19 protein-coding genes are annotated in these 22617 nt (G+C 55.6%); 7 read left to right on the top strand and 12 right to left on the bottom strand.

Annotation, left to right across the window (positions count from 1 at the left end):
* Positions 1-5: 5 nt before the first annotated feature.
* The 6 genes from RBB47_RS24185 to RBB47_RS24160 all read right to left on the bottom strand — a co-directional run bounded on the left by RBB47_RS24185 (position 6) and on the right by RBB47_RS24160 (position 7315).
* Positions 6-1628, bottom strand: coding sequence for a GMC family oxidoreductase (locus RBB47_RS24185; protein ID WP_305988473.1), 1623 nt, complete (start codon positions 1626-1628; stop codon positions 6-8).
* 27 nt (positions 1629-1655) lie between these two features.
* A complete protein-coding gene (locus RBB47_RS24180) occupies positions 1656-2516 on the bottom strand; it encodes an ABC transporter permease (RefSeq protein ID WP_305988472.1) in 861 nt (286 codons plus the stop codon).
* Positions 2517-2527: 11 nt separating this feature from the next.
* The gene (locus tag RBB47_RS24175; protein ID WP_305988471.1) at positions 2528-3397 is read right to left on the bottom strand and encodes an ABC transporter permease; all 870 of its coding nucleotides are present in this window, start codon (positions 3395-3397) and stop codon (positions 2528-2530) included.
* On the bottom strand, positions 3397-4518 hold the full coding sequence (locus RBB47_RS24170) for an ABC transporter ATP-binding protein (protein WP_305988470.1): 1122 nt from the start codon (positions 4516-4518) through the stop codon (positions 3397-3399). Before RBB47_RS24170 ends, RBB47_RS24175 begins: the two co-directional genes overlap by 1 nt.
* A gap of 120 nt (positions 4519-4638) precedes the next feature.
* Entirely contained in the window at positions 4639-5715 is a 1077-nt protein-coding gene (locus tag RBB47_RS24165) for an extracellular solute-binding protein (RefSeq protein ID WP_305988469.1), read from the bottom strand.
* 100 nt (positions 5716-5815) lie between these two features.
* A complete protein-coding gene (locus RBB47_RS24160) occupies positions 5816-7315 on the bottom strand; it encodes a PLP-dependent aminotransferase family protein (protein WP_305988468.1) in 1500 nt (499 codons plus the stop codon).
* 128 nt (positions 7316-7443) lie between these two features.
* Here RBB47_RS24160 and RBB47_RS24155 point away from each other — a divergent pair, with 128 nt between their 5' ends.
* Together RBB47_RS24155 and RBB47_RS24150 are read left to right on the top strand one after the other, a co-directional pair.
* Positions 7444-8550 carry a mandelate racemase/muconate lactonizing enzyme family protein gene (locus tag RBB47_RS24155; protein WP_305988467.1) on the top strand — a complete coding sequence of 369 codons (1107 nt, stop codon included), beginning with the start codon at positions 7444-7446 and terminating at the stop codon, positions 8548-8550.
* Between the two features lies 1 nt (position 8551).
* Positions 8552-10045, top strand: coding sequence for an aldehyde dehydrogenase family protein (locus RBB47_RS24150; protein WP_305988466.1), 1494 nt, complete (start codon positions 8552-8554; stop codon positions 10043-10045).
* A gap of 118 nt (positions 10046-10163) precedes the next feature.
* Here RBB47_RS24150 and RBB47_RS24145 read toward each other — a convergent pair whose 3' ends face one another.
* Both RBB47_RS24145 and RBB47_RS24140 read right to left on the bottom strand, forming a co-directional pair.
* Positions 10164-10673: a hypothetical protein gene (locus tag RBB47_RS24145; RefSeq protein ID WP_305988465.1), complete on the bottom strand. Its 510-nt coding sequence runs from the start codon at positions 10671-10673 to the stop codon at positions 10164-10166.
* Between the two features lie 2 nt (positions 10674-10675).
* Positions 10676-11395, bottom strand: a complete 720-nt coding sequence (locus tag RBB47_RS24140; protein WP_305988464.1) for a response regulator transcription factor — start codon at positions 11393-11395, stop codon at positions 10676-10678.
* Between the two features lie 748 nt (positions 11396-12143).
* Here RBB47_RS24140 and RBB47_RS24135 point away from each other — a divergent pair.
* The 5 genes from RBB47_RS24135 to RBB47_RS24115 all read left to right on the top strand — a co-directional run bounded on the left by RBB47_RS24135 (position 12144) and on the right by RBB47_RS24115 (position 19369).
* Positions 12144-12890 (top strand): hypothetical protein, encoded by a 747-nt coding sequence (locus RBB47_RS24135; protein ID WP_305988463.1) that lies wholly within the window; start codon positions 12144-12146, stop codon positions 12888-12890.
* A 119-nt stretch (positions 12891-13009) separates the two neighbouring features.
* The gene (locus RBB47_RS24130) at positions 13010-13747 is read left to right on the top strand and encodes a hypothetical protein (RefSeq protein ID WP_305988462.1); all 738 of its coding nucleotides are present in this window, start codon (positions 13010-13012) and stop codon (positions 13745-13747) included.
* A gap of 161 nt (positions 13748-13908) precedes the next feature.
* On the top strand, positions 13909-15984 hold the full coding sequence (locus RBB47_RS24125) for a hypothetical protein (protein WP_305988461.1): 2076 nt from the start codon (positions 13909-13911) through the stop codon (positions 15982-15984).
* 13 nt (positions 15985-15997) lie between these two features.
* Positions 15998-17929 (top strand): type I secretion system permease/ATPase, encoded by a 1932-nt coding sequence (locus RBB47_RS24120; RefSeq protein ID WP_305988460.1) that lies wholly within the window; start codon positions 15998-16000, stop codon positions 17927-17929.
* Positions 17930-18028: 99 nt separating this feature from the next.
* Entirely contained in the window at positions 18029-19369 is a 1341-nt protein-coding gene (locus RBB47_RS24115; RefSeq protein ID WP_305988459.1) for an HlyD family type I secretion periplasmic adaptor subunit, read from the top strand.
* Positions 19370-19493: 124 nt separating this feature from the next.
* Here the strand turns inward: RBB47_RS24115 and RBB47_RS24110 are convergent, their stop codons facing one another.
* From RBB47_RS24110 to RBB47_RS24095, 4 genes are read right to left on the bottom strand one after another with little or no spacing between them, the layout of a single operon-like run.
* Positions 19494-20336, bottom strand: coding sequence for an amidohydrolase (locus tag RBB47_RS24110; RefSeq protein WP_305988509.1), 843 nt, complete (start codon positions 20334-20336; stop codon positions 19494-19496).
* Entirely contained in the window at positions 20336-20764 is a 429-nt protein-coding gene (locus RBB47_RS24105) for an RbsD/FucU family protein (protein ID WP_305988458.1), read from the bottom strand. Before RBB47_RS24105 ends, RBB47_RS24110 begins: the two co-directional genes overlap by 1 nt.
* Positions 20754-21806, bottom strand: a complete 1053-nt coding sequence (locus RBB47_RS24100) for an aldo/keto reductase (protein ID WP_305988457.1) — start codon at positions 21804-21806, stop codon at positions 20754-20756. Before RBB47_RS24100 ends, RBB47_RS24105 begins: the two co-directional genes overlap by 11 nt.
* An 11-nt stretch (positions 21807-21817) precedes the next feature.
* Positions 21818-22528: a GntR family transcriptional regulator gene (locus RBB47_RS24095; protein WP_305988456.1), complete on the bottom strand. Its 711-nt coding sequence runs from the start codon at positions 22526-22528 to the stop codon at positions 21818-21820.
* Positions 22529-22617 lie beyond the last annotated feature (89 nt).

The following is a 22617-nucleotide window of genomic DNA, read 5'->3' as shown; positions in this document are numbered from 1 at the left end:
CGTGACTACGCTGCCTTTGTGTCTTCTAGGATCAGGTCTGCCCCTTTTTCGCCGACCATGATCGCAGGGGCATTGGTGTTGCCGGACGTCACGGTAGGGAAAATCGAGGCATCGACGATGCGCAGACCCTCGATACCATAGACTTTCAAACGTGCATCCACGACGTTCTCAGTCTCGTCAGGGCCCATTCGGCAGGTGCTTACGGGATGAAAGACGGTCGAACACCGGTTGCGGACATCTTCGAGCATTTCCTCGTCCGACTGGATCTCCGGACCCGGGCTGATCTCTTCCGCGATGACGGACTGAAGAGCCGGGCTGGAGGCGATCCTTCGCATTAGCTTGCAACCTTCGATCATCTCGTTGAGGTCGTGGTTGGTGCTAAGCGAATTCGGGTGAATTTCCGGTGTGTCGAACGGATCCTTGGAGCGCAATCCAATATGTCCGCGACTGGTTGGGCGGGTCGGCTGCATGCCAAGCAGAAAGCCGGGGAACGGATCCGGGTTCATCAACGGCCGCTTGCCCTTCGGCGCCTTTGTGTAACTCACCGGCGAAAAATAAAGCTGCATGTTCGGCCGTGCACAATCCGGATTGCTCTTCACAAATCCGCCGGCCTGATTGACGCTCAGCGACAGCGGACCGCGGCGCGTAAGCACGTAACGGATGCCTTGAAAGAGCTTGCCCCACCAGGGATAGAGCTGCTGGTTCAGCGTCGGCACCCTCGATTTATAGAGATAGTCGTGGCCAAGATGGTCTTGGAGGTTTCTGCCGACTGCCGGGCGGTGGAGCGCAGTTTCAATGCCCATGGCCTGAAGCGCATTGCCATCACCGATACCGGAAAGCATCAGGATCTGGGGTGAGTTGACGGCGCCTGCACACAGGACAACTTCCCGTCTGGCCCTGATCTCTGTCTCCTCACCGTTGCTGCTGTAGATGGCGCCGGTCACGCGCCCATCCTTCACAATGAGCCGTGTCGTGTGGGCCCTGGTGATGACAGTGACATTCGGGCGTCTCTTTGCGCGCGACAGATAGGCGCGCGCAGTCGACATTCGAAAACCGTCTTTGGCGGTTATCTGGTAAAGGCCGACACCTTCCTGGTCAGCGCCATTGAAGTCGGGGTTCCGTTTGAATCCGGCTTCAACAGCTGCGTCCAGGAAGTTTGTGCAGAGTGGGTGAACGTCCTTCGTCATGCTGGAAACGTGCAGCGGACCGTCGCCGCCGCGATACTCGCAAGGGCCGGCGTCGTTGGTTTCAGAGCGTCGGAAGTAGGGTAGGACGTCGTCCCAGCCCCAGCCCGGGTTGCCCATCGCCTTCCAGTCTTCGAAGTCGGCATGCTGACCGCGGATATAGACCATCGCGTTGATGGAACTCGATCCGCCCAGAACCTTGCCGCGCGGCCAATACCCGGAACGATCGTTGAGGCCAGGATCTGGTTCGGTTTGGTACATCCAATTGATGTGTCGGTTATAGAAGGCTTTGCCGTAGCCGATGGGCATCCAGATCCAGAAGTTCAGATCCGATCCACCGGCTTCCAATACACAGACGGAGTACTTACCGCTTTCAGAGAGACGGTCCGCAACAACTGCCCCGGCCGATCCTGCTCCGACGATGACAAAGTCGAATTCGGTCATGTTCGTGTTCAATCCACTCACCTGGATTTATCGGGCCGACTTGTCGCGTTGAACCACGATTGACAAGAGCGCAAGCAAACCTGAGCCCACCATCAGGAAGAAGGAAACCGCATTCAGAACCGGTGTCGAACCGACCTTGGCCATGCGGTCATACATCGTGATTGTCAAAGGGGCTTCAGATCCGACCAGGAACAGGGTTGTGTTGAAGTTCTCGAACGAAACCAGAAAGGCAACGATGCCGGCTGCGATCATTGCCGGGCGCAGGAACGGAAGGGTGATCGTACGCAGCACGCGGGCTCTGGATGCCCCAAGGTTGAATGCCGCTTCTTCCATGGTCGCATCGAATTTCTTCAGTCTTGCTGTGATCACCAGGGACGTGATTGTCGCAATGAACGAAAACTGCCCCAGCACCACAAGCATGAGTCCGGGCCTGAGGAACTCCAGTTCAAGGTCGAAGCGGTTCTCGACATAGTTGGCTGTATCGCTTGCTAGCACCAGGATGGAAATACCAAGGATCACGCCTGGGATGACCAGCGGCACCACCATCAGGATGTAGAAAAAGTTCTTTCCCGGAAATTCGCCGCGAACGAACAGGAACGCATTCGTCGTTCCGACAAAAACCGAGAGAGCCGACACGAAGATCGCAATGACGAAGGAGTAGTAGAGCCCTTGCAGCAGCCGCCGGTCGTGGAACATGCCGAGCTTTGGCTCCGTGTCGCCAAAGAACCAGTCCAGCGTGAAACCCTGCCACGGTAAGGCGGGGAAAAGACTGTCATTGAAGGCAAAAGCACCGGCGGAAATGAGTGGCGCCGCCAGGAAGATGAAGAAGGCCACCACATAGAGCCGGTATCCGAGAAGGAACGGCGTGGTCTTGTTTTGCGCAAGCATGATCGTCCTCCTCAGCTCTTGGCGACGGTGTTGGCCAGCGTCTGCCCACTCAACTTCAGGCCGAGCCAGATGACGAGGGACGTGAAGAGCAGGAGCAGCATGCCAAAGGCAGCCCCGCCCTCCCAATTGAAGCGGGTGATGAACTGGTTGTAGATCTGCTCGGTGAACCAGCTTGAGTTTTTGCCGCCGAGCAGGATTGGTGTCAGATAGGATCCCGCGGTCAGCATGAAAGTGACGATGCAGCCGGCGACGATACCGGGCATCGCGTAGGGGACGATGATCCGACGCAGCACTGTGAAGCCGTTGCCGCCAAGATTGTAGCCCGCCTCGATCATGGAATTGTCCATGCCATCAAGCGTTGAGACCAGCGGTACGATCATGAACAGGATCACCGTGTAGGTCAGGCCGATGATCACGGCGACGTCGTTATAGAGGAACTCGACCGGTGCGCCGACCAGACCGGTCCATTGCAGAAAATTCGAGATAACGCCTGTTTCGCGCAAGAGCAGGATCCAACCGAATGCACGGATCAGGTCGCTGACCCAAAGCGGAATGAGACACAGCAAAAACAAACCGCCCCGGGAGCGCGGGCCGGCGATTTTGGCAATGTAGTAGGCGATCGGAAATCCGATCAGAAGCGCCAGCGCCGTGACGAGCAACGACATTGAACCGGTTCGCAGGAGCGTATTCCAGTAGATCGGTTCGTTCAGAAATTCCAAGTAGTTGGCAAAACTGTACTCGTAGACGCGCGGAGCAACCTTTTCCTTCAGCGACAGGATCACCATGCCGATATGCGGCAGGATGATCAGAAGAATGATCCAGAGCGCAAAGGGCGCGAACAGCAGGAAGAGCGAGAGCCGCTTGATATCCTTGTTCTGCATTACGCGCTCCCCTGATCGGCAAAGCACATTGCCTGCCGGGACGACCAGACCAGTTGCACGTCTTCGCCCGGTTTCAGGTCGTTGTCGCCGGTCAGCGTCACGTCGGACTCGACCAGTTCACCGCTGCCGGTGCGCACGAGGACGCGGCTGTTTGCACCGTTGAAAAGCAGGCTGTCGACCACGCCCTCCATCCGGTTGTCGCCGGCTTCTGCAGTCGATTCTGCCTCGCTAGGCCGGACAGTCTTGATGAATTCCGGCCGGACAAAAATGGTGACTCTGGAACCTTCCTGGATGGCCTGTTTTCCGGCGGACGAAAAGCTCATCGGCAGGCCTTGTTCCGTTTCGACCTTGCCGCCGGTGCCATCACTCGCTTTCACAACACCGGACCAGCGGTTGCTGTCGCCGACGAAGCCGGCAACGAACGCGGTTTTCGGGTGGTGATATAGGTCTTGCGGTGTGCCGATCTGTTCAAATTCACCCTGGTTCATGATGGCGACATTGTCCGACATCACCAAAGCTTCGGACTGGTCGTGGGTGATGTAAACGAACGTGGTGTTGAACTGGTGCTGCAAAAGCTTGAGTTCGATCTTCATGGCCTCGCGCAGCTTCAGATCGAGGGCGCCAAGCGGTTCGTCAAGAAGCAACACATCCGGGTCGAGCACCATGCAGCGGGCAATTGCGATGCGCTGCTTCTGGCCTCCGGAGAGCTGGTGGATTTCGCGCTCCGCAACATCCGGCAAGGCGATGCGGTCCAGCACGTCCTGGACCTTGCGCTTGATTTCGGCGGTGCCGACACCGTTGCATCTGAGGCCGTAGGCGATGTTCTCGTAGACGTTCATCATCGGAAACAGCGCCAGGTGCTGGAACACCATTTTGACGTTGCGCTTGTTCGGTGGCGTGCCGAGCACCGACTTTCCCTTGATCTTGATGTCGCCGCCCGAGGGCTCTTCAAAGCCGGCTATCATGCGCATGAGCGTGGTCTTGCCGCATCCGGACGGCCCGAGAATGGAAAAGAACGATCCGCTCGGAATGTCGAAGGAGACCTCCTTGACCGCACGAAAGGTGCCGAAGTTCTTGGAGACACCGATGGCTTCAAGATCGTAGGTGGAATTGTCTGTCATTGGGGCACGCCAACTGGAAGGTCAGAAAGTTGGGGGGATACCGGGTTTCCGCGGCATCCCCCATATTTTAAGCGTTCTTACTCTTTTTGTTCAGGGCCGGGAGACCCGGCCCGTCATCAATCAGCCGCCGGTCGCAGCCTTGATTTTTTCGAGGGTCCTGCCTTCCATGTCCTCAACACCGGGAGGAATGTTGGCAAAGAATTTCAGATTGTCGATGTCCTCGGGTGTGAACGCAGCATTCACGGCAGCCTTCTTATCTTCCGGCAGCAGATCCTGACCGCCCTTGACGGCGGCAATCGCGCCTGTGCTTGAGGACATTGCAGTCACGTTCTCGGGACGCAGCACGAAATTGATCCACTTGTAAGCGGCATCGTCGGCCTTGCCCTTGCGCGGAAGAGCAAACGTGTCGATCCAGGCAAGCGCTCCTTCTTTCGGCGGAACGAAGACAATGTTTTCGTTCTGGTCGAAGAGTTTATAGGCCGTGGAGTCCCAGGTTTCGGAGCCGACGATTTCGCCCGACAACATCATGGCCGACAGGTCGTCACCGCTGTTCCAATAGGCCTTGATGTTGGCCTTGCACTCAATCAGCTTGTCCGCGACCTTGTCCAGAATGCCCTGATATTTTTCAAGGTCGGAATAGGCTGCAAAGGGGTCTTCGCCCATCGAGAACGCTGTGCCGAGCAGGATCGTGCGCTTCAGGCGCATGGACGTCTTGCCCTGGTATTCCGGGTTACAAAGATCGGCCCAGCTTTTCAGGTTCGGCGCCTTTGTCTTGTCGGCCATCAGACCGGATGTGCCCCACTGGTGCGGTACGGCATAGACCTCACCTTCGATGGTGGTGTTGGCCTTCACGCCGTCAAGCAGTTTGGCTTCCATGACGGAGGTGTCGATCTTCGACAGATCCAGCGGCTTGTAGATGTCATACTCGAGCTGCGCGGCGTAGATCCGGTCGTGGCTAGGCTGCGCAAGATCGAAACCGGCACCACCGGTTGCGCGCAGCTTTGCGATCATTTCCTCGTTGTTCGAGAACGTGACTTCGACCTCGATATCCGGATATTCTTTTTCAAACTTTTCGATGAGATCTTCCGGAGCATAGGATCCCCAGGTCAAGAGACGCAGAGTTTCCGCTTGTGCGGCTCCGGCTCCGGCGAGCATTGTCGCCGCCAAAAGGCCGGCTACGGTTGTTTTGAAATGCATGACTTCCTCCTCGAACACACGCAGAAAAACCAAATTTGAGCCTATGAGTGAATTGGCCTGTGAAATATAGCCATTGCAGATAATTTAGCAGTCCAATTGCTCAGGCCGACAAGCGGCCACTATGGCAATCTGGCAGAATTTTTTCCAGTATGTCGACACCTTTTCGGATTTCATCCGGTGTGGTGCTGCCGAATCCAAGCACAATGCCGCGCTGTTTAATCGGACTGAGCGCATAGCGGGAAAGCGATACCGTGGTAATGCCCTCTTCCGCCGCCTTGGCAACAATCCTGTCTTCGTCAATATGTGCGGGCACCAGACCAACTGCATGGAACCCGCTGCTGGTCGGTTGCAGATCTATCTGCCCGGCCAGCCGCTTGGCTTCTTCCATAAGCGTGTCGTGGCGCTCCTTGTAGAGCTGACGCATGGTGCGGATGTGTGTGGCGAACATGCCTTCGTCCATGAATTCGGCAACAATTGCCTGGGTGACGGTCGGAACGCCCGCCAGCCAGGTTTCGCAGACGCGCTCGAAGCTCTCCACGAGGGCTTCGGGGACCAAAGCAAAACCGAGTCTGAGCGCTGGAAAAAGGGACTTTGAGAAGGTGCCGACGTAAATTACACGGCCGTGGGTGTCGATGCTTTTCAGCGTCGGTGGTGGCTGGTCGCCGTAGTAGAATTCACCGTCGTAGTCATCTTCAACGATCATTGCGTCGGCATCGTTCGCCGCTTTCAACAGAGCGAGGCGGCGGGACAGGCTCATCACATGTCCAAGCGGTTGCTGATGCGACGGCGTCACGAAAGCCAGACGGAAGTGAGGTGCCTTGGACAGGCCGTCTTCGATACAAAGACCGTGATCGTCCACCTCGACAGGAACCGGGACGGCTCCGATTGCGATGAAGGCGTTGCGGGCGCCGATTGCTCCGGGATTTTCAAACCAGATCGGTTCGCCCGGATTAACCAGCATGCCACCGACAAGAGAAAAAGCGCGCTGGGCGCCGTTTGTTACGAATATCTGCTCGGGTGAACACTTGATGCCGCGCGATGCGTTCAGCTGCCGCGCGATGGCGTTTCTGAGTCCCGAATATCCAAAGGGTTCGCCGTAACCTGCAATGTGGTCCCTGTCTTTGCGCCAGTGCCGGGCGGACAGCTTGGCCCATTGCGCCATCGGGAAGGCATCAAGGGCGGGCAGCGCGGTCACAAATGCCTGGGACTTGTGCGGCAGGCGCGAACGCGGCGCGAAATCGGGGATGGCATGTTTTGACGCATGTGACAGCCGTGGGACGACCGCAACGACATTGTTCGCCGCGTGGGATGGTTTTGGGGCAAGGCGCGCGTTCAGCGCCTCGCTGACGAAAGTGCCCGACCCGACCCGGGCTTCCAGCAGGCCTTCCGAAATCAGCCGCTCGATGGCGTCGATCACGGTGGTGCGTGAAACGCCGATTTCCTGCGCCAGAGTGCGTGTCGCCGGCAACCTGTCGCCGGGGGTCAGCGCGCCGGTCAGAAGAAGATCGCGCAACGCCATATAGAGCTGGATCGAAATTTTCTTTTCTGCGGTCTTGTCGATCTTGATTGAAGACAGAACCGCGCCGGCATGCCGTTTCATGACGCCTCCCAATTGGTATGAGAGTTTCAGCAAAACGGACCTTATATCAAGTCCAATTATGAGTAGCTTTGCGTTTAAGAGCCAAAATTCCGCCTGGCGGAGACCCCGCCATAAGGACATTAGACGACATGAAAATACAATCCATAGAAACGTTTACAGATGAATTCGTCTGCTTCGTTCGGGTGACCGCGGATAGCGGCGCGACCGGGTGGGGCCAGGTGGCCCCTTATTTTGCGGACATTACCGCCGAAGTGGTGCATCGCCAGGTCGCGCCCTATGCACTGGGCGAAGACGTACTTGATGTGGCGCACCTGATGGACATCATTCCGGACCGGGAGCACAAGTTCCCAGGGTCTTATTTGCGCCGGGCCATGGGCGGGCTGGACACCGCGCTCTTTGACCTCAGGGGCAAGCTGGAAGGCAAGCCGGTCTGCGCGCTTCTTGGTGGTACTCCGGGCCGGGTGCGCGCTTACGGCTCTTCGATGAAACGGGACATCACACCGCAGGACGAGGCCGACCGGCTGAAGAGACAACAAGATGACTTCGGCTTCACGGCCTTCAAGTTCCGGATCGGCGCCGAATGCGGGCGCGACAAGGACGAATGGCCGGGGCGCACCGAAGAAATCGTGCCGACGATGCGCAAGGCCTTCGGCGATGAAACCGCCCTGCTGGTAGATGCAAATTCCTGCTACTCGCCACGCAAGGCGATCGAGATCGGACACTTTTTGCAGGACAATGGCATATCCCACTATGAAGAGCCTTGCCCTTACTGGCATTACGACCAGACCAAGCAGGTGACCGATGCGCTTGACATAGACGTCACCGGCGGCGAGCAGGACTGTTCGCTTGTTGACTGGAAACGCATGATCGATGAGCGCGTCATCGATATCATCCAACCGGATGTCTGTTATCTCGGAGGTATGCTGCGGAGCATGCAGGTTGCGCAGATGGCGCACGAGGCCGGCATCCCGTGCACGCCGCATGCCGCCAATCTGTCACTGGTCACGCTCTTCACCATGCATTTGCTGTGCGCAATCCCGAATGCCGGCAAATACCTGGAATTCTCCATTGAGCAGGAAGACTACTATCCCTGGCAGTATGATCTTTACGTCTCCTCGCCTTACGACATCACCGACGGTCATGCGACGGTGACCGATGCCCCAGGCTGGGGGGTCGAGATCAATCCCGAATGGCTGGCGAAATCATCCTACAAGATCAGTTCCCTGGAGCACTGACATGAGCGAAGCGAGCGACCTGATCGCCGAATACCGCGGTACCGGCACGCTGGAAGCGTTGCCGATTGGTCATTTCATCGACGGTGCCTTCACGCAGCCATCTCATAACCGAACCATGGAAAGTTTCGACCCGGGAAGAGGGGAAGCCTTCGCGCGGTTTACCGCCGGAACACGGGACGATATCGACCAGGCCGCGGCATCCTCCCGTCAGGCATTTGAAAACGTCTGGCGCGACATGGCACCGGTGGTACGGTCCCGGATCCTGCAGCAGGCCTCCGCACTGATCCTGGAAAATCTTGACCTTCTGGCCGTGGTTGAAACGCTGGACAGCGGCAAGCCTTTGCAGGAGGCAATGGGCGACGTGCGCGGGGCTGCCCGCACATTCGAGTATTACGCTGGCGCCTGTGACAAGCTGCAGGGAGACAGCTTCCCACTCGGTCCGGATTACATCGGCTATACGATCCACGAACCTGTCGGGGTGACGGCTCATATCATTCCCTGGAATTTCCCGATCTCCACGGCCGCGCGGGGGTTTGCACCGGCGCTGGCCGCCGGTTGTACGGTCGTTGCAAAGCCGGCGGAACAGACACCTTTCACCGCTCTGTTGCTGGCGGACCTTCTCTATAAGGCGGGGCTCCCGGCCGGTGTCTGCAATGTCGTGACCGGGACGGGCCTTGAAACCGGGGCTCCGCTGACGAGCCATAGCGGGGTCGACCACATCACCTTCACAGGCTCGGTCCAGACCGGACGCGCAGTGATGAAGGCCGCTGCAGAGGATATTACGCGCGTGGTGCTAGAACTCGGCGGCAAATCTCCTGTGGTCGTGCTCGGTGATTGCGACAAGGAACAGGCCCTTTCCGGTGTTCTCGGTGCGATCTATGAAAACGCGGGCCAGATCTGTTCCGCCGGGTCGCGGCTGGTGATCGAAAAGAGCATTCACGAGGAATTCCTCGCTGAACTTGTGGAGCGCACGAAGGGATTGAAACTCGGCCACGGATTGGACAATCCGGATGTGGGTCCGGTCAACTCCGCCGAACATCTTGCCAAGATTGGCGGCTTCCTGGACCGGGCCAGAACACGCGGCGCCGATGTGGTTGCTGGCGGGGCGATCACCCGGGATCCGGGGCGTGGGCGCGGCTGGTTCTTTGAGCCAACCATCGTCAATGATGTCGCAGCCGGTGACGAACTCGCCCAGGAAGAGATCTTCGGGCCGGTCTTGACCGTGCAGGTGGCCGATGATGCTGATCACGCACTCGAACTTGCAAATGACTGCCAGTACGGTCTGGTCGCCGGCATCTACACCTCGAACTTTGCCAAAGCCCATCAGCTCGCCCGCAAGATCGACGCGGGTCAGATCTACATAAATGAATATTTCGCGGGTGGTATCGAGGTGCCCTTCGGCGGCAACAAGAAGTCGGGCTTCGGCCGGGAAAAGGGTCTTGAAGGGCTTATCAGCTACTGCAAGACCAAAAGCATTGCGGCAAAGATCAGGTAGCCTGTACCCTCCTTTTCCAAGTCGCAAAGGCCGGCTTTCGGTTCCCCGAAGCCGGCCCTTTTTGTCCTTGTCTGACTTTCCATGCGAAGTCCGCGGAAACACACTCCGCAAATCGACTTCAGATTGGAAAATTTTGCCGCCTAAAAAAAGTCCAGAGGTCTTTGTTGACGGCCTGAGTCTTCAGAATTGTTTCCTTCACCAGCGAGATCTCGCGACTGTTGATCGGGCTGGACTTTCCATATTCGATGGCGTCCTTGTGATCGTTGATGCGCATGAGAATCGTTGACGCGTTCTGTCCCTCGTTGTCGAAAGAATAAATGCAATGATTGTATTTGTTTTTCAGTTTCAACGTGCTGTGCATTGCCTTGGTAAGTTTGAGAACATCCTTCTTGAGGGCATCGTCCGTGCCCTCCATCTTTGCGAGACGCTCAACCAGATCAATCCTGGCTCGGGACGTGTTCAGCGTTAGAAAAATGACGGTGGCGACATCCTTGTTGACGCGGGCCAGCCCGGCAATCATGTGGATCAGAAGACTTTCCGTATTCGTCCACGTGTAGTTCAGGTTGCCAACGAGGTTCAGAAAGGTCTGAAACTCGCTTTTGGTCCCGGACTGGCCGTTGTTTTTCATAGCTACATCCCCAGCATGGGCGTGCTCTGATCGGACTGCAGGTAGATTGCTGCCGCCTCCGTGCGGTTGGAAACACCAAGCTTCGAGATGATGTGGTGTATGTGAAGCTTGATGGTATGCTCGGACAGCGAAAGCTGCTGCGCGATGTTCTTGTTCTGGTGCCCTTCTGAAATCAGGTGAAGCACCTGGGTCTCGCGCTTGGTAAGCTTGTTGAATTTCTTCGTCGCCTGGGCAGGCTGAAATTGCTTAGCCGTCATAGCAAGGGTACCAGCTGCCTTGTCCGAATGCATGTACTTGATCACGTCGGCCGGCAGATAGTCTCCGCCGCTCAGCATCAGGCGGATAGCCCCAAGCCAGAGGTCCACCCGCAGATTCATCGGCAGGACGCTTTTGATCAGACCATTCTCGAAATAATCGCGAATTATCTTCGGAAAGGCCAGATCGTCGTTGATAAGTATGCAGAAATTCGCTTCCGGGTAGTGCCGGCGCAAACATGCGATGGCTTCGTTCTGCTCGGCGCCGAAATGCTCGTCGATCAGAAACAGGCGCTTGCTGTACTCGGCCTTCCGCTCGGCATTGGTCAGATCCTCTTTGCTGCCGAGGCGGATGAATTCGGCATCGTCCAATTCCCGATCGACACAGTCTTCGAGCTCCTTCGGGAATTTTTCAGATACACCAATATAATAAATTGAACCTTTATTCTGAAATTCTCTGCTGCTCATGTCTGTCACCTCCAAGGAGCAGGTTTTATTAAAATTTTATATTTTTGTTCTCGTAATTATTGCCGACCCCTGTCTGAACTTAACACAGGTTTCATTGATAATGTATGCATTCCTTCCGTAAGGTAAGTGACGCCCGTCACTGTCGCCGCTGTCTCTTTACAATCCTGTTTTTCAGTCTGGGTTGTATCGGGTTGCGGCGTATTTTTCCGCGTATAGGGTCTCCGATTTTTCCTTTAGGTCAAAAAAATATCTATATTTTTAAAAAACTTAGCCAAAACGGAATAATTATACGTAGCGGCTGTCCTGAAACGATATATATATCAAACCTACCTAGAGTAATACTAATAATTCGATATAGTTGCATAGCGATTGTACACCAAAGTGCCGAAAAACATAGCTTTTTTCCATCTGTTCAAATTTTCGATATCTAGACCTTTCGCAGAAATTTAATTGGTTAAGGTTTAGTTAACATTTCCGGCTTCTTTAAAACTCACCTTCTGTCATTGTATTGGATAGCGGATTGGGCGTAGACCTAACTAAAGCTGTGCTTAGATAATACAAAGAATAGATCACACCATCCCGCTAAAAAGTAAATGGCGCTTCAGGCAACGAAGATTGTTTGAAGTGAACGATGGACTTCGTCCATTTCCATTTAGAGCCGAAGCGGAAACGCTTCAAAAGACCTGACGGCTCCATGCAATTCGATAGAAGACGAATTGACGAGCTGTCCTAATTTGAGGACAGAGTTATGGTAGAATTTGTTTGGCATAAAGATGAGCTGGACATAGACGCGTACTACTACGATTGGTCGGATCACTACGACTATTCGCGCGACTATTCCCGCGAGTACAACTATGATTATTCTGATCATTACAAGTGGAACATTGATTATCGTTGGTCCGACGATGACACGACGCAGAAAATCAAGGACAACGATGACGTCGACAACGAAAACACTTTCACGCCGACCGTAAACATTAATTTTGGCGAAGAAGGTGGTCCGACAGACAACGACGCATTTGACCTTGACATGAAGGACAATGCCCACGTTGACGAAATGCTCGTCGGTGCCGGCGACATCAGCTACAACCCGGGCGATGACGTCACCGTCGAAGACCTTCTGAACGAAGCTCTGAACGGCAAAGGCAATGACACCGGCGTTGTGGTGACCAACACCAACCAGCTGGAAGACAACGACGTTGCGTCGGATACCTATGTTGATAACGATGGTTGGTTCCATCAGGACCTGAAGTCTCACGGTGGCTATTCCAATGCTGACGATGGCATTGCCTTCGGTGGCAACCGCCTGACCGTTGATGCCGGCGATGACGCAACTGTCATCGGTGACGTGCTTGCAGCGTCCAACGCCAGCAACATGACCGACGCGTTCACCAACGAGCTGGTCCAGGGTGCAAACATCCTGAACAACGGTGTCGACATGACGATCGTTGGTGGCAGCCTCTACACCGACAGCGTTGGTGAAGACGACGCATAAGTCATTTCAAGGCGCAGGACGGGTTAGTCCCATGTTCCGAGTGCCTTGCATTAGAACATTATGCGGTTTGTTTGCCTGCCATGCGATAGGCACACCGCTGGTCAAAAAGGAATATAGTTATGAGCAGACGTGGATCACATTACAACTATTCTGATTTCGACTCTGACATTGGCAATAACAACAGGAACGTCAACGACGTCGATGTGAACTTTGATAAGGGCTTTGTCTACGACGATGACGATGTCATTGACATTGATATGAAGGACAAAGCCTCCGTAGACGAAATGCTCGTAAGCGTCGATGGCGATATCGACTACAATCCGGGTGATGACGTCACCATTGAGGAAATTCTCAATGATGCGCTCAATGGTGCAGGCAACGACGCCGGTGCGGTGATCACTAACACCAACCAGTTGTCCGATAACGACGACGCATACAATACAACCGCCACGAACAGCAACAACTTCACGCAAAATCTGAACGCCAGAGGTGGAGACGCTGTTGCCGATGACGGTATCGCATCTGGTGGTCGTGACGTTACCGAAGACATCAGCCACGACGCGTGGGCTTACGGCCACGGCAGCTGGTACTACGGTCACTCGCACGGCATGCATACTGACTTTGACGGTAACCTGGAAATCGAAAACCTCGGTAACGGTTCTGCCACTATCAAAGCTGGTGACGATGCGCTTGTCGAAGGCCTTTCAACAGCAGAAGCTTCGGCTTCCAACGACACCTCTGCCTTCACTAACAAGCTGGTTCAGGGCGAAAACGTTCTGTTCAACACTGTCGAAATGACGGTTGTTGGCGGTGGCAGCGAAAGCTTCTCCACCGGCGAAGACCTGGTGGGTAGTTAAGCCCATTAACGCCTGAGTTACTCAAACCGGGCCGTTTTCCGGTTTGACAGACAAGGCGCGCGGAGCGGACGTTTCAAGCCCCGCGCGCCGAAAATGCGACCTCCTGTTAGCACTTTCGCCGTTTTGGCGAGTTCCATATATGTTCAGTATTGGGGTCTGGCATGTTTATTTATGATGACCTTACACGCCAATCTATTTCTCATTTTGTCGGAAGCTTTTACCTATCCATTGAAGAAGCGCGGGCGCGGCTAGACTACCTGAAATTCAAGGCCGCCCAACGCGAAGAGCAAGCCGAAGAAACCTCTGACGCGGAAGCGCCGGTGGTCAATGTCAGTGTCGGTTACAATTTGCCGGACCTGGATCCGGACATTCACTACGAGTATTCCACACCGTATCTTCTGGACGATATCCCCGCCCGGATGACATTCCCGGAATGGGATGAAATCGACTTCCGCGCGAGCATGGATTTTCCCGATGCCCCGCTGGGTTATCTGATGAGACCGCTGATTTTCGGCGAGTTCGAGTATGTCATCATCAACCTGCCGGTCCTGCCCAACCAGTATCTGATCCTGAGCATGTCGATCAACCATCTGGAAGACAATGACTACTTGTCGAACACTGGCATGGAGTACCAGTTCTCCGGAGCAGTGCCTGCTGTCGACGTGCTCTACGATGGTCTGATCGCAAACGGCATTCTGCACACCTTCGGGGTTCCGGATACTCCCGGAAAAACGGATGACCTTGCTGACGTTGTCACGGCATGGGCGGCGAGTGCTGAGAGCATGGCGGAGGCTGCGGGTGACCCCGACAGAGATCCGCTTCCAGGCGAACAGGTCATTGCCGTCGGCGAAGACACACAGGAGATTTACGTCAATGGCGTGATCAACGAGGAAGCGCCCGAGTTTGACACTGTGTTGAAGCTGCTCAAGGGCTATGAGGAAGAGGAGGACGAAGCGGAAGACGAAGATGAGGACGACGACGAGGCCCAAACGGAATTTTCTTCAGCGGCGGCTGAAGCTCCTCCAACATATGTCTCCGGCGAGTCAGCCCAACTGATTGAATTCAACGACAGCAAGACGTCGCTCGATGTGTCTGCCGGCGGCAACACGCTGACCAATCAGGCTGTTCTCAGGGACATTTGGGGGAAAGCCGGCGTGGTTGCTGTTGCCGGCGACTACTACGATCTCGACCTGATCAGTCAGGTAAACGTCAAGCTTCAATCAACGACGTCTCCCCACATGAACCTGGCTGGGGATCCGCTCGTCAGCAGCTACAACATTGCGTCCATTATCGAGGAAGACACAGCGCTTCCGATGGATGTCGCCAACGCTCCGAACGAGGCGAGTTGGCGGATCACTTATCACGAAGGCGACATGACGTTCGTGAATTGGCTGCAGCAGATCAATTACATCGTCGACAATGACACGATCATCTACCAGGAAGACAATTCGGGTACTACCCTGATCTCCGGCGACAATTTGCTCGCGAACTCGGCAACTTTCTTTGAATTTTCTTCCTTCTACGATCTCATCATTATCGGTGGTAACTATTACACTGCAAACGTGATCAACCAGACCAACGTCCTGGTGAACTTCGATGAGATGGTGCACTACGGTACAGCGGCTGGAGGCGAAGCCGGTACTGAAGGCGAGATCGACAATCTCCTTTGGAACGAGGCGTATATCTACTCCAATTACAACGCTGACGTCGAAAGCCTGGGAACCGGTCTGACAAGCGAGATTTCGGGTGCTGCCGAAGGTGAATTGGGTGACGATTTGATGGCGGCGCTCTATGGCAGCTCGACCACCATCTACGATGAAGTCAACGTGCTGTACGTTGCCGGCAGTGTTTACGACATAAGCTATCTTGAGCAGGTGAATGTTCTCGGCGACAGCGATTCCATCGCGACGTTCGGCGTAGACATGACCAGTGAGGACACCCAGATCAACGGCGATTCCAATCTGCTTTACAACGGGGCGGTGATCGAGGAAGTCGGTGTCGAAACGACCATCAAGGTCGGCGGGGAAGAATACTCCGAAGCGCTGCTTTATCAGGCGGAGTTTATTACCGACGACACCAGTTTTGCAGAAGCTGGTTCTTCGGACCTTGCTTCCGAAGCAGTGGTTTTCCTCGCGGACGGCATGCTCAGTCAATCAGATAACGAACTAGAAACTGTGAGCTTGAATCAGGTTCCAGACGAAGTGTCTGTGGACCCAATGGCCACAATGGTCGCTTAGAAGGTGCACGAAAATGAGCAATTCCCATGGCACTACGGAGCGGCCGGGAGACGGCCGTGCTGTCGAACCTGAGCTGATTACGCCCGACAAAAAGTGGGGCGACCCCAGGCTCGCTGGCGTCTCCGCGACGGCGACTGCCTCGCAATACGGTTCTACAATCGCTGCAAAACCCGCCCGGCGGGAGCCATCGACAGACGGCGGCAGCGGGTCAGAACCTCCGAAGTTTCATCAGCGGACCATTCCGCTCGATTTTTCCAAGGCGCTCGACAACGGCGTGTCCGCCGTCAGGCGTAACCTGTTCATTGTCATGGTTTTTTCATGCGTGATCAATGTGCTGGTCTTGTCCATTCCAGTCTATCTGTTCCAGATTTCGGACCGTGTTTTGACGAGTCGCTCCCTGGACACCCTGATCATGCTGACTGTGGTTATTGTCGGCGCGGTTGTCCTCCAGGCGGCTTTTGACGCGATCCGACGCTTTATCTTGATGCGGACAGCAGTTGAACTGGCGTCGCAATTGGGATCGCCTATCCTCGCCGCGGCTGCGAGAGCATCGCTACACAGCAACGGCAAGGAATATCAGATCCTGACCGATCTTCAGCAGCTGCGTTCGTTTCTGGTCTCAGGAACGATGATGTCGTTTCTGGACGGTCCGTTCGCGCCTCTGTTCTTGATTGCGATCTATCTCATTCACCCGCATCTGGGCATGATTGTCGCCGGAACCTGTGTCGTCCTTCTCGTGATCGCCGTCATTAACCAGAAGCTCACCGCGAAACATTTCGGCGAGGCAAACCAGAACCAGAGCAAGGCCAACCTTCATCTGGATGCGATGGCCAGGAACTCGCAGATCATCAATGCGTTGGCGATGATTCCGGAAGCCGTGCATATCTGGGGCAAGGATACGGCTACGTCTTTGAAGTCGCAGGTGAGCGCACAGGATCGGAACATTGTTTCAGCGTCAATCACCAAGGGCATTCGGCTGCTCACCCAGGTTGCCATGCTCGGCTGGGGATCTTTTCTTGCTATTCAGGGCGAATTGACCGGTGGGATGGTGATCGCCGCTTCCATCATCGGCGGTCGGGCTCTGGCACCTATCGAAGGGGCCATTGAAGGCTGGAACCAGTATCTGCTTTCAAAGAACTCATATGGCCGGATTTCGCAACTGTTGAAGTCTTCGCCTCTCAACAGTGAGCGCCTTGTGCTGCCGAAACCCAAGGGCAGGCTCGATGTTGAGCGACTTCTTTATGTGCCGCAGGGCACCAAGAGAGTTGTTCTCAATTCGGTAGGTTTCTCGCTCAAAGCAGGTGACTCGCTCGCGATCATCGGGAACTCCGGCGCAGGCAAATCGACGCTTGGCAAAATGCTGGTCGGTTCAATCCTGCCGACGTCGGGTTCCGTTCGTCTCGATCTAATGGATCTGCGTAACTGGAATCAGCGCCAACTCGGTGAAAACATCGGTTATCTGCCGCAGGATGTGCAGCTCTTCCCAGGTACGATCAAGCAGAATATCGGCCGGATGCGGGAAGACGCCTCTGATGAGCAGATCTACGAGGCCGCCTGTCTTGCCGACGTTCATGAAATGATTTCCGATTTGCCGCACGGCTATGAAACCGTCGTTGCTGCTGACGGTGCGCCGTTGTCCGGAGGTCAAAAGCAGCGGATCGCGCTCGCAAGGGCGTTTTTCGGTAACCCGAAGTTTGTCGTCTTGGACGAACCCAACTCAAACCTGGACACAAATGGGGATGAAGCTCTTGCGCGCGCTATGGCCCACGCAAAGGAGAACGGCATAACCGTTGTGGCAATTACGCAAAAACCGGCTCTTTTGAAGTGTGTCGACAAAATCCTCCTTCTTAACGAGGGAACGATTGGAATGTTCGGCATACGAAACGAAGTTCTTCAAAAGCTTGCGGAGCGCAGGAAACAAGGGGCGGTTCCGCAACCGGCCTGACCGGAAGCAGGTAGTTCACCGAGAAGACGGCGCCCGATTGAGGCATAGAACAAGCCCGCCGAGTGCGCCCTTCTTGGAAAAGAGTTTTGGGAGATGAACATGAGTAATGCGGTTGCAAATTATGAACATGTCGATTGGTATTCGACGGTTCCACGCTCAATCCGCTGGCATACATTTATTGGTGTGTTCTTGCTGGTATTCTGCATCGGAGGATTCGCGGCCTGGTCCTTCACCGCGCCTCTGGCGGCTGCCGTGATTTCCAGTGGTACCTTTGTTGCCACCGGCCAGAACAAACAAGTCCAGCACTATGAAGGCGGCATCGTAAAGAGCATTCTGGTCACGGAGGGCGCTTGGGTTGAACAAGGTCAGCCGATCCTTTTGCTCGACGAGACGGTTGCCTCGGCAAACGAGAGGCAGCTGTGGCTCAAACTGGCGCGCCTTGAGGCAATCAACGCCAGGCTCCGCGCAGAGTATCTTGGGCTGAAACAAGTTGAGTTTCCCAAGAGTCTTAGTGAAAACGACGGCGATTCGGAGATTGCGACAATTGTTGCGGGACAGAAATTGAACTTCGTAAGTTCGCGCAACAAGCTGATGAGCGATGTGAGCATTCTCGAAAGTACGATTGAAGCGCTTAAACACCGTCGGGACGGGTACTACGAGCAGCGTAAATCGATGGAAAGACAACTGGTTCTGCTCAAGGAAGAGCACGAGGGGAAGAAAAGCCTTTACGACAAGGGACTTGTTCTCAAGCCGACCATCAACGCACTTGAAAGAGCGATCGCAGAAGCTGAGGGACAAATTGGTCGGCTGACGGCTTCGATGGACGAAGCTCAAGCCCAAATCCTGCAGCACAATGAGCAGGTGAAACAGACCCATGCGGCATATTCGGAAAAGGTTCTTGATGACCTGCAGACCATTGAAGCCGAACTGGATGCGGCTAAAGAGCAGTCACGCAAGGCCCGCAACGTTCTGGAACGTGCGGTGATACAAGCACCGGTGTCAGGAACGATCGTGCGTCTCCACTATCACACGCCCGGTGGTGTTATCGAGAGCGGCAAGACAATTGCAGAGATACTTCCCTCCGACGCTCCGCTGATTATTGAGGCGCTGGTTTCACGCACCGATATCGATAGCGTTCATGTTGGCCAGTCCGCTACAATCCGGTTGAGTGCTTTGAATCAACGTACAACACCCGTTTTACACGGATCTGTAAATTACATTTCTGCTGACTCGATCACAGATAACAGCGCGGGTATGGTCCGCGAAGCTTATGTGACGCGAATTGACGTTTCACAGGCAGAACTCGGACGCGTACAGAATTTCAATCTGACGCCTGGAATGCCGGCGGAGGTGCTGATCCAGACGGAAGAAAGAACCTTCATGGAATACCTCACCAAGCCGATTACCGACAGTATGTCGAGGGCGTTCCGGGAAGAATAAGGAGCATCCTGATTTTAGGATCCGTCTTGTCGTTCCAAGCGGAGAGCCAGGCGATACAAATCGATCAAGATTTGGCAAGGCCGACGTTACCATCGTGACGCCGGCCTTGTGTTTATTGAAAGGCTTAGGCCGCGGGTCCACCCCCCAGCCCATAAGCCTTCAGAGCGTTCAACCCCAGAACCTTGCTGCGATCGTCCGGGCTCAGACCGTCAAGTAGTCTGTCGGTCGTCTCCACCCATCGCTCGTAACTGCTTGCCAGCAGGCAGACGGGCCAGTCGCTGCCCCAGATCAGCCGGTCGGGTCCGAAGGTGGACAGGAGGTGGTCGACATAGGGCTGCAGGTGCGGAAGCGACCAGTCCTCGTGTGCTTCGGTGACGAGACCGGAGAGCTTGCAAAAGGCGTTGCTGTCTTTTGCAAGGTCAGACATGTCCGCGGCCCAGGCGTCGATGTGGCCATCCCTGATCAGGGGTTTGGAGCCGTGATCGATCACGACCCGCATCTCCGGATACCGGTCCAGCAAGGTCTTCAGGTTGTCCAGGTGGTGCGGCAGCGTCAGGGCGTCGAAGGTCAACCCACCGGCGATCAAGGCCTTGAAGGCCGGCCCGAGATCGTCCCGCAGCATCCAGTCGTCGTCTTCAATGTCCTGGATCATCGGCCGCAAACCGACGAGGGAAGGGTGCTCAGCCAACTCTGCGATGGTGCCGGGCGCATCAGCGCTCTCGAAATCGACCCAGCCGACGACACCAAGGACTTCGGGACTGTCGTCTGCAATCGACAGCATGAAGCGGGTTTCGGCGACCGTTGGTGCTGCCTGCACCAGAACGGTGCCGTCAATCGCATGCCTATCCAGATGCGGGGTCAGATCGCCGGGAAGAAAATTGCGGTAGATCGTTTCCAGCTCGGGCGTGAGCCAGTGGTAATCGCCGCGGGCAAGGTCCCAGAAATGCTGGTGCGCGTCGATCCGCATCACCCGATCACTCCCTTTTTCAGGATGATGTTGCCATATAGGCGCCGTTCTCCGGTCTGCACGATCGCAAACGCGCCTGCCGCGCGTTCATAAAAGGCAAACCGCTCCAAAGTGCTGATCTTCGCCGGGTGATCGGCGGTCTGGTCGATGATTTTCTGAAAATCAGCGACCGCTTCGGGGATTTTGTCCGGATCGCCAACCACCTGCATTGTCTGGGCCGGGTCGGGTACAAAGCTGTCCAGCGGCATCACCGAAAGGATTGCCCGGAGCATGTCGCTTGCCGTTGAGCCGTCCGCGCGCACACAATCGGGTCCGAGGCTTTCGCCCGGAAAATTGGCATCCGAAATGACGATCTCGTCGCCATGTCCCATGGCCCTCAGGGCGTAAAGCAGTTCGGGCGACAGGATCGGGTCAATGTTACGCAGCATCACTGTCCTCCTTTGGAAGCGGCGCATCCGGACGGATCAGACCTTCGCTTCTAAGGTCTGACCAGAGCGCGGCGGGGACAGGTGTTTCAAGAACCTTGACGTTTGCATTGACCTGCGCGGCGTCGACAGCTCCCGGAATGACGGTTTTGACACTCGGGTGCCCGAACACAAACTGAAGCGCTGCTGCGATCAGCGGGGTGTCATGCGCTTTGCAGACAGCTTCGATCTTTTTGACCCGCTCCAGAATTTCCGGTGGTGCATCGTCATAATTGTATTTGGCGCCCGGGATCGGACCCGTGGCCAGAATGCCGGAATTGTACGGACCACCCAGAATGATGCCGACGTCGCGCTTTTCGCAGAGCGGGAGAAAGCTTTCCAATGCCTCTTGCTCCAGCAGGGTATAGCGGCCGGCCAGCAGAAAACCGTCAAAGTCGCCAAGCCCAAGAAGCTTTTCGCAGACCTGCCATTCGTTGACACCCGCACCGATGGCTGCGACGTCGCCGGCCTCCTTCAGTTCGCACAGGGCGCGGTAGCCGCCGCCGTCGAACAACTCCTTCACCTTGGCATCACTCTTTTCCTGCGATCCTTGCGAAAAAACGCAGACGTCGTGAACGAGCAGGATGTCGGCATTGGCAACATCAAGCCGTTCACGGCTGGCTTCGTAGCTGCGCATCACACCATCATAGGTATAGTCGAAGACGATGCGTTTTTGCGGCACGTCGACAAACGCCTCCGGGGTCACCTCATCCGGTTCGCAATCCAGCAGAAGACGGCCGATCTTGGTTGAGAGCTGAACATTGCCCCGGCCGAAACGTTTCAGCGCCACGCCAAATCTTCCTTCAGAGCGCCCAAGGCCATATTGCGGGGCCGTGTCGAAGTAACGGATGCCGGCGTCATAGGCCGCCTGGAGCGCAGCCTGCGCGTCTTCTTCGGAAACCTTGTGATAGAGGTTTCCGAGGGGAGCACCCCCAAATCCCATTCGGGTCAACGGCACTGGCTGACTGGTGCGGGCGTTCAATAATGTGGTGTCGGTGACCTTCATGGGTATCTGACCTAGCGAGAGTGGAAAAGTTCGGGTCGTTTTTGTGCGAGCGCTTCAATGCGCGGCATCAATTGCCCGAGATGGTGCTTCATCGCGCGTTGCGCGGCCTCCGGATCCCGGGCGCGGATGGCATCGTGAATGGCCTGGTGTTCTTCCAGGGTCTCTGTTGCACGGCCCGGTGTCGGCAGCAGCAACATTCGTGCACGTGTCACCTGAAGCGAGACCAAGCGAGCAACCGTTTTCAGACGCGGGAAACCGGTGAACAGCATCAAGAGGGCATGGAACTCTTCGTCTGCCTGGTAAAATCCCGGAAAGTCGCCGTCTTCGACCAAGAGGGCCTGCAGGCGCATGTTCCTGTTGATTTGCGTGAGCTGGTCCTCGGTACAGTCTTCGGCGACCTTCGCAACGCTGGCAAGTTCAAGTGCCTGGCGCAGAAACGTGCCCTCACGAATGTCTTCCATTGAGAAGTAAGCCACGCGTGTGCCGGATTGCGGGATGACATCGACCAGCCCCTCGTTGGCAAGACGCGCGATTGCCTCCGACACCGGAGACCTTGAGACGCCGAGCCTTTCGCAGATCGGTCCCTTGCGCACGACCTCGCCGGGCAGAAAATGCAGCGACAGGATCGCTTCCTGAAGGGCAAGGTAGACGCGTTGCGCCAGCGATCCGTCGAAGGCGTTGATATCCTGGAGTGTTGTCGCGTCGATATCGGTATTCGTCATATTAGCTCCCGGCTGACTAACATGTTAGTTGACATAGTAGGCAAGTCAAGCTAGTTCGTAGATACAACAGCACTTCCCAAAAGTGGAGG

Source organism: Roseibium sp. MMSF_3544 (assembly GCF_030732845.1).
Classification (GTDB): domain Bacteria; phylum Pseudomonadota; class Alphaproteobacteria; order Rhizobiales; family Stappiaceae; genus Roseibium.
The sequence above is the reverse complement of the archived record's forward strand: the minus strand, read 5'-3'. Positions and strand labels throughout refer to the sequence as shown.

Excerpts from the sequence above, each read along its gene's own strand:
- RBB47_RS24100 (WP_305988457.1), bottom strand. The coding sequence starts at position 21,806 with ATGAAGGTCACCGACACCACATTATTGAACGCCCGCACCAGTCAGCCA.
- RBB47_RS24165 (WP_305988469.1), bottom strand. The coding sequence starts at position 5,715 with ATGCATTTCAAAACAACCGTAGCCGGCCTTTTGGCGGCGACAATGCTC.
- RBB47_RS24155 (WP_305988467.1), top strand. The coding sequence starts at position 7,444 with ATGAAAATACAATCCATAGAAACGTTTACAGATGAATTCGTCTGCTTC.
- RBB47_RS24175 (WP_305988471.1), bottom strand. The coding sequence starts at position 3,397 with ATGCAGAACAAGGATATCAAGCGGCTCTCGCTCTTCCTGCTGTTCGCG.
- RBB47_RS24125 (WP_305988461.1), top strand. The coding sequence starts at position 13,909 with ATGTTTATTTATGATGACCTTACACGCCAATCTATTTCTCATTTTGTC.
- RBB47_RS24120 (WP_305988460.1), top strand. The coding sequence starts at position 15,998 with ATGAGCAATTCCCATGGCACTACGGAGCGGCCGGGAGACGGCCGTGCT.
- RBB47_RS24105 (WP_305988458.1), bottom strand. The coding sequence starts at position 20,764 with ATGCTGCGTAACATTGACCCGATCCTGTCGCCCGAACTGCTTTACGCC.
- RBB47_RS24180 (WP_305988472.1), bottom strand. The coding sequence starts at position 2,516 with ATGCTTGCGCAAAACAAGACCACGCCGTTCCTTCTCGGATACCGGCTC.
- RBB47_RS24110 (WP_305988509.1), bottom strand. The coding sequence starts at position 20,336 with ATGCGGATCGACGCGCACCAGCATTTCTGGGACCTTGCCCGCGGCGAT.
- RBB47_RS24185 (WP_305988473.1), bottom strand. The coding sequence starts at position 1,628 with ATGACCGAATTCGACTTTGTCATCGTCGGAGCAGGATCGGCCGGGGCA.
- RBB47_RS24115 (WP_305988459.1), top strand. The coding sequence starts at position 18,029 with ATGAGTAATGCGGTTGCAAATTATGAACATGTCGATTGGTATTCGACG.
- RBB47_RS24135 (WP_305988463.1), top strand. The coding sequence starts at position 12,144 with ATGGTAGAATTTGTTTGGCATAAAGATGAGCTGGACATAGACGCGTAC.
- RBB47_RS24140 (WP_305988464.1), bottom strand. The coding sequence starts at position 11,395 with ATGAGCAGCAGAGAATTTCAGAATAAAGGTTCAATTTATTATATTGGT.
- RBB47_RS24145 (WP_305988465.1), bottom strand. The coding sequence starts at position 10,673 with ATGAAAAACAACGGCCAGTCCGGGACCAAAAGCGAGTTTCAGACCTTT.
- RBB47_RS24150 (WP_305988466.1), top strand. The coding sequence starts at position 8,552 with ATGAGCGAAGCGAGCGACCTGATCGCCGAATACCGCGGTACCGGCACG.
- RBB47_RS24095 (WP_305988456.1), bottom strand. The coding sequence starts at position 22,528 with ATGACGAATACCGATATCGACGCGACAACACTCCAGGATATCAACGCC.
- RBB47_RS24160 (WP_305988468.1), bottom strand. The coding sequence starts at position 7,315 with ATGAAACGGCATGCCGGCGCGGTTCTGTCTTCAATCAAGATCGACAAG.
- RBB47_RS24170 (WP_305988470.1), bottom strand. The coding sequence starts at position 4,518 with ATGACAGACAATTCCACCTACGATCTTGAAGCCATCGGTGTCTCCAAG.
- RBB47_RS24130 (WP_305988462.1), top strand. The coding sequence starts at position 13,010 with ATGAGCAGACGTGGATCACATTACAACTATTCTGATTTCGACTCTGAC.